General features: G+C 70.0%; 12 protein-coding genes. All 12 read left to right on the top strand.

What is annotated here, in order from left to right; translation table 11 throughout:
• Window positions 1–111 precede the first annotated feature (111 nt).
• The 12 genes from D187_RS21985 (at window position 112) to D187_RS21930 (ending at window position 14,740) form a co-directional block, all read left to right on the top strand.
• Window positions 112–1,326 (top strand): IS3 family transposase, encoded by a 1,215-nt coding sequence (locus D187_RS21985; protein WP_002622792.1) that lies wholly within the window; start codon window positions 112–114, stop codon window positions 1,324–1,326.
• 110 nt (window positions 1,327–1,436) lie between these two features.
• Complete coding sequence (locus D187_RS21980; RefSeq protein ID WP_002622791.1) at window positions 1,437–3,011, top strand: NAD(P)-binding domain-containing protein; 1,575 nt, start codon at window positions 1,437–1,439, stop codon at window positions 3,009–3,011.
• Between the two features lie 21 nt (window positions 3,012–3,032).
• Window positions 3,033–4,112, top strand: a complete 1,080-nt coding sequence (locus D187_RS21975; RefSeq protein ID WP_002622790.1) for an alpha-hydroxy acid oxidase — start codon at window positions 3,033–3,035, stop codon at window positions 4,110–4,112.
• The gene (locus D187_RS21970; RefSeq protein ID WP_002622789.1) at window positions 4,097–5,494 is read left to right on the top strand and encodes a cytochrome P450; all 1,398 of its coding nucleotides are present in this window, start codon (window positions 4,097–4,099) and stop codon (window positions 5,492–5,494) included. Before D187_RS21975 ends, D187_RS21970 begins: the two co-directional genes overlap by 16 nt.
• A complete protein-coding gene (locus tag D187_RS21965) occupies window positions 5,491–6,318 on the top strand; it encodes an iron-containing redox enzyme family protein (protein WP_002622788.1) in 828 nt (275 codons plus the stop codon). Before D187_RS21970 ends, D187_RS21965 begins: the two co-directional genes overlap by 4 nt.
• The gene (locus D187_RS21960) at window positions 6,315–7,673 is read left to right on the top strand and encodes a cation:proton antiporter (RefSeq protein ID WP_002622787.1); all 1,359 of its coding nucleotides are present in this window, start codon (window positions 6,315–6,317) and stop codon (window positions 7,671–7,673) included. The genes D187_RS21965 and D187_RS21960 overlap by 4 nt, the downstream gene beginning before the upstream one ends.
• A 163-nt stretch (window positions 7,674–7,836) precedes the next feature.
• Window positions 7,837–8,565, top strand: coding sequence for a response regulator transcription factor (locus tag D187_RS21955; protein ID WP_002622786.1), 729 nt, complete (start codon window positions 7,837–7,839; stop codon window positions 8,563–8,565).
• Entirely contained in the window at window positions 8,562–9,938 is a 1,377-nt protein-coding gene (locus D187_RS21950) for a sensor histidine kinase (RefSeq protein WP_002622785.1), read from the top strand. The genes D187_RS21955 and D187_RS21950 overlap by 4 nt, the downstream gene beginning before the upstream one ends.
• 87 nt (window positions 9,939–10,025) lie before the next feature.
• Window positions 10,026–11,387 (top strand): efflux RND transporter periplasmic adaptor subunit, encoded by a 1,362-nt coding sequence (locus D187_RS21945; protein ID WP_002622784.1) that lies wholly within the window; start codon window positions 10,026–10,028, stop codon window positions 11,385–11,387.
• Between the two features lie 22 nt (window positions 11,388–11,409).
• On the top strand, window positions 11,410–12,156 hold the full coding sequence (locus tag D187_RS21940) for an ABC transporter ATP-binding protein (RefSeq protein ID WP_002622783.1): 747 nt from the start codon (window positions 11,410–11,412) through the stop codon (window positions 12,154–12,156).
• The gene (locus tag D187_RS21935) at window positions 12,153–13,388 is read left to right on the top strand and encodes an ABC transporter permease (RefSeq protein WP_002622782.1); all 1,236 of its coding nucleotides are present in this window, start codon (window positions 12,153–12,155) and stop codon (window positions 13,386–13,388) included. The genes D187_RS21940 and D187_RS21935 overlap by 4 nt, the downstream gene beginning before the upstream one ends.
• Window positions 13,388–14,740: a TolC family protein gene (locus D187_RS21930; protein ID WP_002622781.1), complete on the top strand. Its 1,353-nt coding sequence runs from the start codon at window positions 13,388–13,390 to the stop codon at window positions 14,738–14,740. The genes D187_RS21935 and D187_RS21930 overlap by 1 nt, the downstream gene beginning before the upstream one ends.
• Window positions 14,741–14,901 lie beyond the last annotated feature (161 nt).

The following is a 14,901-nucleotide window of genomic DNA, read 5'->3' as shown; positions in this document are numbered from 1 at the left end:
GCAGAAGACGTCCGGGGTGAAGTTCATTCACCGCATCCACACTCCCCGAGCCCGCCTCCCAGCCGCCGAGAACCCGTGCGGAATCGAATGTCCCTCTGAGAAGATGCGCGGATGGACGTCATGGCCGCACGGGTGAAGCAACTCGAGCGAGAGCACGAGTGCCAACGCAGGGCCCTGTTGGAAGCACGGGCGCTGTTGATGCTGGCGGTGAAGGCACGCGGGCTCACCTTGGGAGGACGGGGTCGGCTTCATCCCCCCGACACCCGCGGCCGGGTTCTCGCCCTCGTCGAGCGGGCCGTGGCCGAGGGCGCGCGGCAGGCCTCCGCCTGCCAACTCCTGGGCCTGTCCTCGCGCACCCTCCAACGCTGGCGCCACTCCGCGCAGGCGATGGATGGGCGGAGCCAGACCCGGCGCCCTCCGCCCAACCGGCTCGGCGAGCAGGAGCGGCGCTACGCCCTGGAGTTGCTCCGCTCCCCCACCTTCCAGGGGCTCTCTCCCCGGCAGATCGTCCCCAGACTCGCGGACCAGAACCGCTACCTCGCCTCGGAGTCCACCCTGTACCGGCTCCTGCGCGCGGAAGGGATGACGCCCTCCGTGCGCAGTGGCTCCCCGCCATCACGGCCCATGCACGAGCAGCCCGCCATGGCGCCCAATCAGATATGGAGCTGGGACATCACCTACCTGCGAGGCCCCCAGCGGGGAGCCTTCCTCTATCTGTACCTCGTGATGGATGTCTTCAGCCGGCGCATCATGGGCTGGCGCATCCACCCCGAGGAAAGCTCCCGGCGCGCCGCCCGGCTCATCCGCCAGACCTGCCGGAGCAACGGGGTCGAGCCCTCCGGACTCATCCTCCATGCCGACAACGGCAGACCCATGAAGGGCCGCGCGATGACGAACACGCTGCGGCGGCTGGGCATCATCCCCGCCTACAGCCGCCCACGGGTGAGCAACGACAACACCTTCGTGGAATCCCTTTTCGGAACCCTCAAGGGCCGTCCCAACTACCCTCGCGAGCACTTCCCGTCCGCCGCGGCCGCCCGCGCCTGGATCTCCCGCTTCGTCGACTGGTACAACCGCGAGCACCTGCACTGCCGCCTGGGTTATGTCACCCCGGAGGATCGCTACTTCGGCCGTGACACGCGAATATTCCAACGCCGGACGCTGCTGTATGAGCGGGCCCGAGCCCAACATCCAGGCCGCTGGTCGCTGCGCATCCGCACCTGGGCGCCCCCCACCACGCCCCCACGAACCCGGCTCCGCGCTCCCCCTGCATTCCCAGACATTGAGAGGACGAAAAGACAGACTTCCAGGCGACAACTCCGTTGACACATCTCGGTGACACGTGCCACCCTTCTTGTCGTCTCGAACGGAGACGACGAGGGGCCCCCCGGCATCGAGACGTTCCACACGATGCCCCTCGAGAAGACGACACCACCATGGATTACCTCATCATCGGCGCGGGTCCGGCGGGACTGCAGTTGGGCTATCTGCTCGCCAAGACGGGCCGGAGCTTCCGCATCCTCGAGGCGGGCTGCTCCGCGGGTACGTTCTTCAAGACCTATCCGCGCCACCGCACGCTCATCTCCAGCAACAAGGTCTACAACGGGACGAGCGACCCCGAGCTCAACCTGCGCATGGACTGGAACTCGCTCCTGTCCGATGACCCGGAACTCCTGTTCACCAAATACACGGACCGCTACTTCCCGCCCGCCGACGTGATCGTGAAGTACCTGAGTGACTTCGCGAGCAAGACCCAGCTCCCCATCGAGTACGACACCCGCGTCACCCGCGTCAGTCGCGCCCCGGACGGCGGCTTCCGCGTCGAGACCCAGCAGGGCCGTACCTTCGAGGCGAAGCGGCTCATCGCCGCCACGGGCGTCACCAAACACAACATCCCCCCCATCCCCGGCATCGAGCACGCGGAGCTCTACGGGGACGTGTCCGTGGACCCCAAGGACTTCATCAACAAGCGCGTGCTCATCATCGGCAAGGGCAACTCCGCCTTCGAGACCGCCGACAACCTCATCTCCACCGCCGCCGTCATCCACGTCGCGGGCCCGTCCTCCATCCGCATGGCGTGGCGCACCCACTACGTGGGCCACCTGCGCGCGGTGAACAACAACTTCCTGGACACCTACCAGCTCAAGTCCCAGAACGCCCTGCTGGACGGCAACATCCAGCGCATCGAGAAGCAGGACAACGGCTTCGTCGTCACCCTGAGCTTCTCGCGCGCCAACGAGGTCACGAAAGACCTGCGCTACGACCGCATCATCCTCTGCACGGGCTTCCGCTTCGACGCGTCCATCTTCGACGAGAACTGCCGGCCCGAGCTGGTCATCCGCGACCGCTTCCCCAACCAGACCGCCGAGTGGGAGTCCACCAACGTCCCGGGCCTGCACTTCGCCGGCACGATCGGCCAGGTGCGTGACTTCAAGAAGTCCACCGGCGGCTTCATCCACGGCTTCCGCTACAGCGTGCGCGCCCTGCACCGCATCCTCGAGCGCAAGTACCACGGCGCCGAGTGGCCCCATCAGGTGCACCCGGCCGAGCCCGATGCCCTCATGGAGGCGGTGCTCGCCCGCGTCAATCGCAGCTCCGGCCTCTGGCAGCAGTTCTCCTTCCTCGGCGACTCCATCCTCGTCGGTCAGGACGGCCAGGCGAAGTACCTCCAGGAGGTGCCGCTCGCCTACACCCAGGACAGCTCGTTCGGCGACACCCCGTGCCACTTCACCGTCAGCCTCGAGTACGGCCCGGGCCACGCGGACGTGGATCCCTTCGACGTCGAGGTGGGCCGCATCGCCCAGAACGACGCCATGCGCTCGGGCGAGGGCCGCTACCTGCACCCCGTGGTGCGCTGCTACCACCAGCGCGAACTCGTGGCGACACACCACGTGACCGAGAACCTCGAGAACGACTGGACGAGCGAGACCGTCCACCGCGCCCCCCTGCGCGCCTTCTTCGAGCGGGAGCTCGCCAAGGCCGCCGAGAAGAACAACCGGCCCGCGGCCTGAGCACACACGGAGCCCGTCGCGATGAAGGCCCTCTCCCTGCGGGAACTCGAGGCCGCGGCCCGCGCCCTCCTCGAGCCCGGTATCCATGATCTCTTCGCGGGGGGCTCCGAGGACGAGGTGTCGCTCCGGGCGAATGAGGACGCGTTCGCCCGGGTCGGTCTCGTGCCGCGGGTGCTCCGCGGACGGGGCGCCCCCCGGCTCGACACCGAGTTGCTCGGCTGCCGCGCCTCCCTGCCCATCGTCCTCGCGCCCACCGCCTTCCACCGGCTGGCCCACCCCGAGGGCGAGCGCGCCACGGCTCGGGCCGCCGCGGCCGCGGGCGCCATCTTCACCGTGAGCATGGCGTCCACCACCGCCATCGAGGACATCGCCCAGGCGGGCGGTCCCCTCTGGTTCCAGCTCTACCTCCAGCCCGACCGCGGATTCACCGAGGCGCTCGTGCGGCGCGTGGAGGCCGCGGGCTGCAAGGCGCTCGTCGTCACCGTCGACTCGCCCGTGTTCGGCCGCCGCGAGCGCGACCTGCGCAACGGCTTCATGGATCTGCCGCCCGGCCTGTGCTGCGAGAACATGCGCCCGCTCGGCCCCGACGGCGAGCGCGGCCCGGCGCGCTCCATCGCGTTCTCCCCCACCCTGTCCTGGGCGGACGTGGACTGGTTGCGCGAGCTCACCTCCCTGCCCATCGCCCTCAAGGGCGTGCTGCACCCGGAGGACGCGAAGCGCTCCCTGGACAGCGGCGTCGACGCGCTCTTCGTCTCCAACCACGGGGGCCGGCAGCTCGACACCGTCCCCGCCCCCCTCGAGCTGCTCGCACCCATCGCCGACGCCGTCGGGGACCGGCTCCCCCTGGTGCTCGATGGGGGCGTGCGGCGCGGCACGGATGCCCTCAAGGCCTTCGCCCTCGGGGCTCGCGCCGTCGCCATCGGCCGCCCCGTGCTCTGGGGACTCGCGGTGGGCGGCGAGGCCGGCGTGGCCCATGTCCTCTCCCTGTTGCGCTCGGAGCTCGAGCGCGCACTGGCCCTGTGCGGTTGCGGCTCGGCGGACGACGCCAGCCCCGAACTGCTGCACTTCTCACGATGGGAACCCCGATGGCGAACCTCCTGACGTCCCGCCTGCCCGCCGCGATCATCGGGCTGCGCACGCGCATCTTCACGCGCATCAACGGCGAGGAAGGCCTCCCCGTCCCCAGCGAGCACATCGACGTGTCGCGCTTCAAGGAGCTGTACTCGCACCCCGCCGCCAACGGCCGGAGCAAGGGCGCGGGCCTGTCCGACCTCTTCTGGTACTGGCTGTCCCCCGGCGCCGAGCTGCACCAGGAACACCTCGAGCCCGGTGAGCGCTACGAGGAGGTCGCCCGGGTGACGAAGCGCATCCTCGCGCTGCCAAGGAAAAGCGCGGAGGAGCTCGCGGCCCGGTGCGCGGCGCGCGTCCTCGACGAGCAGCGCTTCCAGAAGGCGACGAGCGTGCGCCTGCGCGACCTGATGATGCCCATCTGGGCCGAGTTCTATTACGAGGTCGTCTTCGGCGAGCCGTGCCCCCGCGAGGCGCGCGGGCTCATCGTGGACAACGCGGACGACGTCGTCACCTCGCTCAAGGGCTCGAGCCTCCGCCACATGCGCCGGCGCCTGCGGCTCACGCGCTATCTGCGCGGGCGGCTCGAGGCGGGTCACGTCGCGCACGAGCTGCCCTCCTGGATGTCCCTCGAACAGCGGGCGCTCTACCTGCAAGGCGTCTACTTCAACACCGCCGTGGTGCAGATGTCCGAGGCCATGGCCCACCTGCTGCTCTTCCTCGCGCAGGACGCGGCCGTCCAGGAGCGGCTCGCGGACACGCTGGACGACGATCGCTACCTGGACCGGATCATCACCGAGTCCCTCCGGGTCCATCCCCTCTTCGGCATCGCCCACCGCATCACCACCGACGACATCACGCTCGAGGGCGTGCCCCCCATCCCCAAGGGCTCGGTCCTCTGTTTCAACTATCAGGCCTACCACCACGCGGGCTTCGAGGACCCGGGCCGCTTCGATCCGGATCGCTGGCTGAAGCAGTCGACGAAGGACGTGAACTACATGCCCTTCGGGGCTCCGGCGAACCGTCCCTGCCCCGCGCAGGCCATCGCCCTCGTCACCATGCGGGCCGTGGCGCGAGAGACGATCCGGCGCTTCCGGGCCTTCTCGACGGCGACCCATACGCGCTCGCTGCCCCACCGTGGGCCGTGCGTGCTGGAGCCGAGAAACAAGGCCCCCGAGCTCCGTGCGCGCGAGCGCCTCCTCGCGGCCATGAGCGCCCGCGAGCCGTGGGAGGACGTCGGGCGAAGCGTCCTGCAGCTCGTCCTGGGCACGTACATGGTCCTCGACGCGCGCCGCCTGAAGCTGTGCCAGCGCTACTTCGAGGCCGAGCGTAAGGCCGCTCCCCCCAGCGCCCCACCCGCCGGGTGCCCCTTCTCCAGGCTCCGCCCCCCCTCGAACGAAAAACGGAGTGCATGATGGAACGCCTCACGGATTCAGAGCTGCTGAAGGCGTGCGTGGCCCGGATGGGCTCACGGCTCGAGCCGGCGGAGGAGAGTGCGCTGAGCCAGTGGTGGGCACGAGAGCATGGGCACCGGAGCACCTTCGCGAACGCGCTCCTCGCGACCCCCGAGTCCCGGTGGGCAGCCGCCATCTTCCAGCACCCGGCGGCCCGCCACTCCTGGTACGACCGGCTGGCCCACGAGGTGGGCGTGCACGAGTACGCGACGTTCCTCCTGGAGAACGCCGCCTACCCCTCCTTCCTCCCGCTCGTGCGGCGCACGCTCGACCTGCCGCTCACCAACACCGCGCGCGCCGCCATCGTCCGCAACATCGAGGACGAGCAGGTGCCCATCCCCCACGCCGACCTGATGCGGCGGCTGTTCCTCGCGGTGAAGGCGAAGGCCAGCCCAGAGCTCCCGCTCGCGACGTACCCGAGCCTCGTCGATCGCTGCCTCGTCCTCTATTACGGCTACTACCTCGAGCCCTGGAACCTCATCGGCTCGCTCTTCGCGACCGAGGCCATCGCCCATTACCGGCTCGAGCACATGGGCAAGGGGCTCGAGCGCCTGGGCTTCGCGGCCGCCGATATGGAGTTCATCCGCGTCCACCTCGCCTGCGACGACGACCACGCCCGCGACTGGGGCGACAACGTCATCGAGGAGAGCGTGCGGCGCGATCCGCGCGTGCGCCTGCCCATCGCGGAAGGGATCGCGGCGGCCCTCGAGACATCCGCGCACTACTTCGACGACCTGTGCCTCCGGGCCACCCGTCCGGACTTCTCCATTGAGGTGCACCCATGAACCCGCTCGCGCTGCTCCCCACCCTCGTCCAGGCCACCACCGATGGGGCCCAATCCGCCGTCGGCACCAAGGCGGAAGAGCTCGTCCTGCACCTGCTCGGACAGTTCATCGCCATCCTCGCCACGACGCGCCTGGTCGTGTACGTGGCCCGGAAGCTCGGCCAGACGGACGTCTCGGGGGAGATCCTCGCGGGGCTGGTGCTCGGCCCCAGCATCCTGGGTGCCCTCGCGCCGGACCTGATGCACACCCTGTTCGATGGCTCCACCTCGCAGACCTTCGTCGGAATCTCCCAGGTCGGCCTCATCCTGTTGATGTTCCAGATTGGCCTCGAGTTCGAGTTCAAGGCCAACCTGGGCACGTCGAAGAAGTCCATCGTGGTGGTGAGCATGGTGGGGTTGCTGCTGCCCTTCGCCATGGGCTACCTGACCGCGCCCTGGTTCCATGAACGGCTCGCCGAGCCCCGGCCCGCCCTGTTCGGGTTCCAGCTCTTCTTCGGCATCGCCATGTCCATCACCGCCATCCCCATCCTGGGGCGGATCTTCATGGAGCTGCGCCTGTCCCACACGCGCGTCGCGGCCCTGAGCATCGGCGCGGCGGCCATCGACGACATCGCCGGGTGGCTGCTCTTGGGCGTCGTGACGCTGCTCGTGCAGCACCAGTTCGCGCCCTCCAAGCTCCTCTTCCGGGCGGGAACGCTCGCCGCGTATGTCGCCTTCGTGCTGTTGGTGGCGCGGCCGCTCCTCAAGCGCTTCGTGAGCACCCACCTGCGGCGCCGCGGTGGGCTCCAGGCGAGTGCCGTGGCCCTGCTCCTGCTCGTGATCTTCGCGTCCGCGTCCATCACGTCGCTCATCGGCGTGTTCGCCATCATCGGCGGGTTCGTCATGGGCGCGGCCCTGCACGACGACCGCCAGTTCGTGAACGAGTGGAAGACGCGGGTGTCTCCCCTGGTGAACACCTTCTTCCTCCCCCTCTTCTTCACGTACACGGGGCTGCGCACGAACGTCGGCTCGCTGTCCTCCCTGCGCGAGGTGGGCATCTGCCTGCTCGTGATGGCGGTGGCGTTCGTCTCCAAGTTCGGGGGCGCCTACGTGGGGGCCCGCCTCGTCGGCGAGGACCACCGCTCGTCCCTGGTGCTCGGCGTCTGCATGAACACCCGGGCCCTCATGGAGCTGATCGCGCTCAACGTGGGGTACGACCTGGGCGTGCTCCCCCGGAGCATGTTCACCATGCTCGTGCTCATGGCCATCGTCTCCACCTTCATCGCCACCCCGCTCATCCGCTGGTTGATGCGCGGCGAGGAGCGCGACCCCGCCCCCCTCCCCCTGGACGCTCCCTCGCTCCCACACGGAGCGTGAGGGCGCGCCGTAATATTTCTTCATCCAGGGGAAGCCCGCCCGACATGTCCCGGCGGCATCCTGCGGTGCGGCCTGGGGGAGCACCCCCCCATCCGCCGCGCCCAGGCCGTATCTTCACCCCGGTGGACCTGGGCAGGCCCCGCGCGGCAGGAGGAATCGGGACATGGAGGAGACAACACACTCCCCTTCGGAGGAAGGCACCATCCAGGTGCTGCTGGTGGAGGACGATGACCGGCTGGCGCGGCTCACCAGCCGCTACCTCCAGGAGCATGGGCTGCTCGTCACCGTGGCGGGCACGGGCCCCGAGGGCCTCACCGAGGCCAACCGCCACGCCTATGACGTCATCCTCCTGGACGTCATGCTCCCCGGGAGAGATGGCATCGAGGTGTGCCGCGAGCTGCGCACCCGCAGCGACATCCCCATCATCATGGTGACGGCGCGCGGCGAGGAGGTCGATCGGGTGATTGGCCTGGAGACGGGCGCGGACGACTACCTGGCCAAGCCCTACTCCCCCCGCGAGCTGCTCGCGCGCATCCGCGCCCAGGTGCGCCGGGCCCGCGGACGTGCCGGCCCCTCGTCCCAGCCCATCCAGGCGGGCAAGCTGTCGCTCGATCCCCGGAGCCTGCGCGCCACGCTGGATGGCAAGGTGCTGCCGCTCACCACCTATGAGTTCGCCCTGCTGCGGGTGCTCGCCGAGCGCGCCGGCCGCGTGCTCAGCCGCGAGCAACTGCTGGATCTGGTCAAGGGCAACGCGGAGGAGGTCTTCGACCGCTCCGTGGACGTCCACATCTTCCGCATCCGCCAGAAAATAGAAGAGGACCCACGCAACCCGAAGCTGCTGCGCACCGTGCGCGGCGCGGGTTATCTGCTCGCCAGTGGAGAGGAGTCGTGAGGCTCCGGCGGCCTCGTTTCGCCAGCCGACTGCTGCTGCGCATCTACCTGGTGGGCGTCGCGCAGGTGGTGCTCTTCCTGGTGTGCATGACGTTCCTGCAGAAGTACGTCCTGGATGCGCCCTGGAAGGAGGGCGTGGAGCGCGACATGGCCAGCCGGGTGGCCGAATGGTCCTCCGCGAGGAACGACCCCGACGCGCTCCAGGACGCGCTGCGGCAGATGCGCCCGGGAGCCCGGGCGACGGTGCTCACTCCCGAGGGCCGGCTGCTCGGCGCCAACAGCTCACCGCCCCTCGAGGCCCTTTCTCCGAAGATGCTCCGCGAGCTCGAGGAGAAGCGGGTGATGCTCTACTCCGAGCGGCCGCACCGGGTCGCGGTGGCCATCCCCGAGACGGGTCCCCTGGAGGCCTATGCCCTCATGCAGGAGACACGGCCACCGAGGCCGCCCCCACCCCCCGGCCGCCTGATGGTGCCCCTCTTCATCATGCTGGGCAGCCTGGCCGTCACGTCGCTCTTCTTCGCCCGGACCCTGGCCGTGCCCCTGCAGAAGCTGGCGGCCGCGGCGCGCTCGCTCGGCGAGGGCAACCTGAGCACGCGCGTGGGCCTGCGCCGCCGCGACGAGCTGGGGCAGGTGTCCGATGCGTTCGACGAGATGGCCGAGCGCATCACCCACCTGCTGCGTTCACAGAAGGAGCTGCTCGCCAACGTGTCGCACGAGCTGCGCACGCCCCTGGCCCGCATCCGCGTGGCGTTGGACCTGGCCAACGAGGGCGACGCCGTGCTCGCGCGCGAGTCGCTCGCGGACATCGCCGAGGATCTGGGGGAGTTGGAGCGGTTGGTGGACGACGTGCTCACCACGGCCCGGTTGGATCTCACCACCACCCAGACGCCGGGAGCCACCCCGCCCCTGCGCCTGGAGCGCGTGGAGACTCGCGCCCTGGTGGACAAGGCCGCCGCGCGCTTCCGCTCCGCCCGGCCCGAGCACACACTGGACGTGCGGATGGATTCCACGCTGCCCGAGCTGGAGGCGGATCCCGTGCTGCTGCGCCGGGCCCTGGACAACCTGCTCGACAACGCGGGCAAGTACTCCGAGCCCCACACCACGGTGCGCCTGAGCGCCCGGAACTCTGGCAATGGCCTGGAGGTGGAGGTCGCCGACCAGGGCATCGGCATCGACGCCAAGGACATGGAGCACCTCTTCACGCCCTTCTTCCGCAGCGACCGGAGCCGGGCGCGGCGCACCGGCGGCGTGGGGCTGGGACTCGCCCTGGCGCGCCGCATCGTCGTCGCCCACGGCGGCTCGTTGAGCCTGGAAAGCCAGCCGGGTCAAGGAACAACGGCCCGGGTCCAGCTTCCGGGGGCCCCCGCCGCCTAGCAGCCGACCAGGCCCGGCGTCACATTTCGTAATCTGCACTTCATCCATCCAAATGCTCTGGCGCTTAATTCTTGGACCATGAGGCCCATGAGTGAGCTGCCACAGCGCGACGAGAAGTCCTCCCCTTCCACCCAGAACCGCCCCGCGCCCGCCGAGCCCACCCGGCGTAGAGGCCCGCCCCAGGGTCTGGGCTGGTGGTTGCTGGGCCTCGCGGTCATCGCGGCCGCGGGCACCTGGTTCTTCTGGCCCAAGCCCAAGGATCCCGCCGCCGGCTTCGAGCTGGTCCCGGTGCAGCGGCGCACCGTCGAGGCGCGCGTGTCGGCGACCGGCACGCTGTCCGCGCTCGTGACGGTGCAGGTCGGCAGTCAGGTGTCCGGCCGCATCCAGGAGATCCTCGTCGACTACAACTCGCTGGTGAAGAAGGGCCAGGTGATCGCCCGGCTCGATCCCCAGTTGCTCCAGGCGGCCCTGGAGCGCAGCAAGGCCAACCTCATGGCCGCGCGGGCCAACGTGCAGCGCGCACGCGTGGAGGCGCAGAACGCCCGGCTGCAGGCGGAGCGGGCCAAGGCGCTGCGCGCCCAGCAGTTCATCGCCCAGGCGGATCTGGACACCGCCGAGGCCACCGCCCAGTCGGCCCAGGCCCAGGTGACGTCGACCGAGGCGGCACTCGCACAGGCCCAGGCGGCGCTGAGCGAGGCGGAGGTGAACGTGCGCTACGCCACCATCGTGTCGCCCACGGATGGCATGGTCATCTCGCGCAGCGTGGACGTGGGCCAGACGGTGGCCGCGTCGCTGCAGACGCCCACCCTGTTCACCATCGCCGAGGACCTGCGCAAGATGCAGGTGAACACCAGCATCGCCGAGTCCGACGTGGGCCGGCTGCGCGACGGCATGCCCGCGACCTTCACCGTGGACGCCTGGCCGGGGCAGACCTTCGACGGCGTCATCCGGCAGATCCGCAACGCGGCCCAGACGGTGCAGAACGTCGTCACCTACGATGCCGTCATCGACGTGCAGAACCCGGAGATGAAGCTCAAGCCGGGCATGACGGCCAACGTCAACATCGTCACCGCGCGCGGCGAGAACGTGCTCACCGTGCCCAACGCGGCGCTGCGCTTCCGTCCCCCCGCGCCCCCCGAGGGCTCCAGGCCCGAAGGCCGCGGAGGCGCGGACAGGCAGGCCGCCGCGGCGCCGCCGCCCGCCGGCTCCAAGACGGTGTACGTGCTGCGCGAGGGGCGTCCCGTGCGCGTGAACGTGAAGGCCGGCGTGACGGATGGCTCGTACACGGAGGTCGAGGGCGAGCTGAACGAGGGCGACCAGGTCATCACCGCCCTGAGCACGGCGGCGGGCACAGGCACGGGCGCGGCTCCGGGCGCGGGCGGAGGCCAGCGTCCCGCGGGCGGGGGCGGAGGCTTCGGTGGCGGCCGGCGTGGTGGAGGTCCCTTCTAGGGCCGGTAAAGGCGCGACGACCATGAACGGCAACCCAGAACAACAACCTCTCATCGCGCTCCGGGGCGTGAAGAAGATCTACCGCACGGGCGACGTGGAGGTGGCGGCGCTCAAGCACGTGGACTTCACGGTGAACCACGGCGACTTCGTGGCCATCATGGGCTCGAGCGGCTCGGGCAAGTCCACGCTGATGAACATCCTGGGCTGCCTGGACCGGCCCACCGAGGGCGAGTACCTGCTCGAGGGCCAGGACGTGGCGCGCCTGGACCGCAATGACCTGGCGCTCGTGCGCAACCGCACCCTGGGCTTCGTCTTCCAGAGCTTCAACCTGCTGGCGCGCACGAGCGCCCTGGAGAACGTGGAGCTGCCCCTGCTCTACGCCGGGGTGCCCGCGCGCGAGCGGCACCGGCGGGCGCGCGAGGCGCTCGAGCGCGTGGGCCTGGGCGCGCGCCTGGACCACCACCCCCGTCAGCTGTCCGGCGGTCAGCAGCAGCGCGTGGCGATCGCCCGGGCCCTGGTGAGCCGGCCGCGCGTCATCCTCGCCGACGAGCCCACGGGCAACCTGGACTCGCGCACCAGCATCGAGGTGATGGCGCTCTTCCAGGAGCTGCAACAGGAAGGCATGACGCTCGTGCTGGTGACGCACGAGCCGGACATCGCCGGCTACGCCGGACGCGTGGTGGTGGTACGCGACGGCCTCATCCGCTCGGACCAACGGCAGACGCCGGTGGCCGCGCACGTGCCCCCCGTGGAGGAGGCCGCTTCATGAACATCCTCGAGACCCTGATGCTCGCGGTGCGCTCGCTCTTGCGCAGCAAGATGCGCTCGTTCCTCACCGCGCTGGGCATCATCATCGGCGTGGGCGCCGTCATCGCCATGGTGGCCATTGGCGATGGCGCCCGCGCCAACGTGCAGAAGGTGTTCGACGCCATGGGCACCAACCTGCTCATCGTCATGCCCGGCTCCAGCAACACCGGAGGCGCGCGGGGCGGCTCCGGCACCCAGCCCACCATCACCTGGGAGGACCTGGAGGCCATCCGCACCCAGCTGCCGAGCGTGCGCGCCGCCGCGCCCGAGATGCGCACGAGCGCCCAGGTCTTCAGCGAGGACCAGAACTGGACCACGAGCGTCACGGGCACCACGCCCGACTTCTTCGACGTGCGCGGGTGGAGCATGGCCCAGGGCCGCAAGCTCAACGAGGCCGACGTGGAGGCGGGCGCCAAGGTGGCCGTCATCGGCCAGACGGTGGTGGAGAAGCTCTATGGCCCGGGCATCAATCCGGTGGGTCAGGTCATCCGCATCAAGAAGACCCCCTTCACCATCGTGGGCATGACGGCGCGCAAGGGCCAGTCACCCATGGGGCAGGACTACGACGACAGCATCCTCGTGCCCGCCACCACCTTCCAGCGGCAGATCCAATCGCAGAGCCTCGCCCGCTACATCACTGGCGTGCTCTACGTGCAGGCCGACGCGAGCGCTGGCACCGCCCGGGCCCAGAAGGAGCTCACCGCGCTCCTGCGCGAGCGCCACCGCATCACCTCCGACGAGGACCCCAACGACTTCGACGTGCGCGACCTGTCGGAGATCGCCAGCAGCCGCCAGCAGAGCACCGAGACGCTCAGCCTGCTGCTCGCCTCCATCGCCGCCGTGTCCCTGGTGGTGGGGGGCATCGGCATCATGAACATCATGCTGGTGAGCGTCACCGAGCGCACCCGGGAGATTGGCGTGCGCGTGGCGGTGGGCGCGCGTCCCCGGGACATCCTCCTGCAGTTCCTCATCGAGGCGCTGACGCTGTCGCTGCTCGGAGGATTGCTCGGCGCCGCGGTGGGCCTGGGCGTGGCCCGCTTCCTCGCGTCCCAGTTCCAGTGGCCCCTGCTGGTGCGGCCCGACGTCATCCTGCTCGCGCTCGGCTTCAGTGCGCTGATCGGCGTGGGCTTTGGCCTCTACCCGGCGCGCAAGGCGAGCCGGCTCGACCCTATCGATGCCTTGAGGTACGAGTAATGCGTTCCTTCCTCCCGATGACCGCCCTCCTGCTCGCCGCCACCCCGGCGCTCGCCCAGGAGCCGCCGCAACGGCAACCCCAGCAGCAGCAACCGGCGCCGGCCCAGCCGCAACAGCGCGTGCTCACCCTGGCCGAGGCGCTGCGCACCGCCCAGGAGCGCCAGCCCCAGCTGCGCCAGGCCCAGGCCAGCACCACCGCGGCCAACGCCCGCGTGGATCAGAACTTCTCCTCGCTCCTGCCCCAGGTGAACGCCAGCGCCTCCTACCAGCGCTCCTTCTCCAGCAACACGAACTTCGGCACCGCGGACCCCACCTCCGGCATCATCCGCCGCGAGGGCTTCAACGTGGGCGCCAGCGTCAACCAGCTCGTCTGGGACTTCGGCCGCACCACGGGCCGCTGGCGCGCCGCCCAGGAGTCCGCCGCCGCCCAGAAGAGCAACGAGCAGCAGACCCAGAGCGACGTGCTGGCCAACGTGCAGACCGTCTACTTCAACGCGCTCGCCCAGCAGGTGCTCGTGCAGGTGGCGGAGGAGACGCTGCGCAACCAACAGGCGCACCTGGACCAGGTCCAGGCCCAGGTGCAGGTCGGCACCCGGCCGGAGATCGATCTCGTCCAGCAGCGCACCCTCGTGGCCAACGCCCGGCTCCAGCTCATCCAGGCGCGCAACAACTCCGCCACCCTCAAGGCCCAGCTCAACCAGGCCATGGGCGTGGAGGGCCCCACCGACTACGCCGTGCGGGAGGAAGTCGTCGGACTCGTGCGGGGCGAGGACGAACCCATGGACACCCTGGTGGACCTGGCATTCCAGAACCGCGCGGACCTGGCCGCCACCGAGCACCAGTTGCTCGCCCAGGAGCAGCAGCTGTCGGCCACCCGGGGCAACTTCTTCCCGAGCATCAACGTCTCCGTGTCGGCCAACGAGTCGGGGCCCACCCCGGCCGAGCTGCAGTGGGGCGTCACCGGACAGGTGGGCCTGAGCTGGCCCCTCTTCCAGGGCGGCCTCACGCTCGCCCAGATGCGCGAGCAGCGGGCCAACATCAGCGGCGTCCAGGCCCAGCGCGATGCACTGCGGCAACAGGTGCGGCTGGAGGTGGAGCGCGCCCAGCTCTCCGTGCACGCCGCCAAGGAGAGCGTCACCGCCGCGGACGAGGCCCTGCTCAATGCCCGCGAGCGGCTGCGGCTGGCCGAGGGCCGCTACCGCGCGGGCGTCGGCAACATCATCGAGCTGTCCGACGCCCAGCTCTCCGCCACCAACGCCGCCGTCCAGCGCGTCCAGGCCGCCTACAACCTGGCCACCGCGCGCACGGAACTCGCCCGCTCGCTCGGGCAGCAGACCGCCCCCCAGACGTGAGCCGGGCACCGCGAGCCCGTCCGCCCGCCCCACAGGCGGCACAACGGGCCTCGGCCTTCTTATTCGAGCGGATGCGCGAGCAGGGAAGCCGGCGCATCTGATGAACCCTACCTTTTGGCAAACGGCACCACACCGTCCCCCTTGGCACCGCACCACACGGT

Source organism: Cystobacter fuscus DSM 2262 (genome assembly GCF_000335475.2).
GTDB classification, from domain to species: Bacteria; Myxococcota; Myxococcia; order Myxococcales; family Myxococcaceae; genus Cystobacter; species Cystobacter fuscus.
This window is presented reverse-complemented; position numbering and strand designations above follow the sequence as displayed.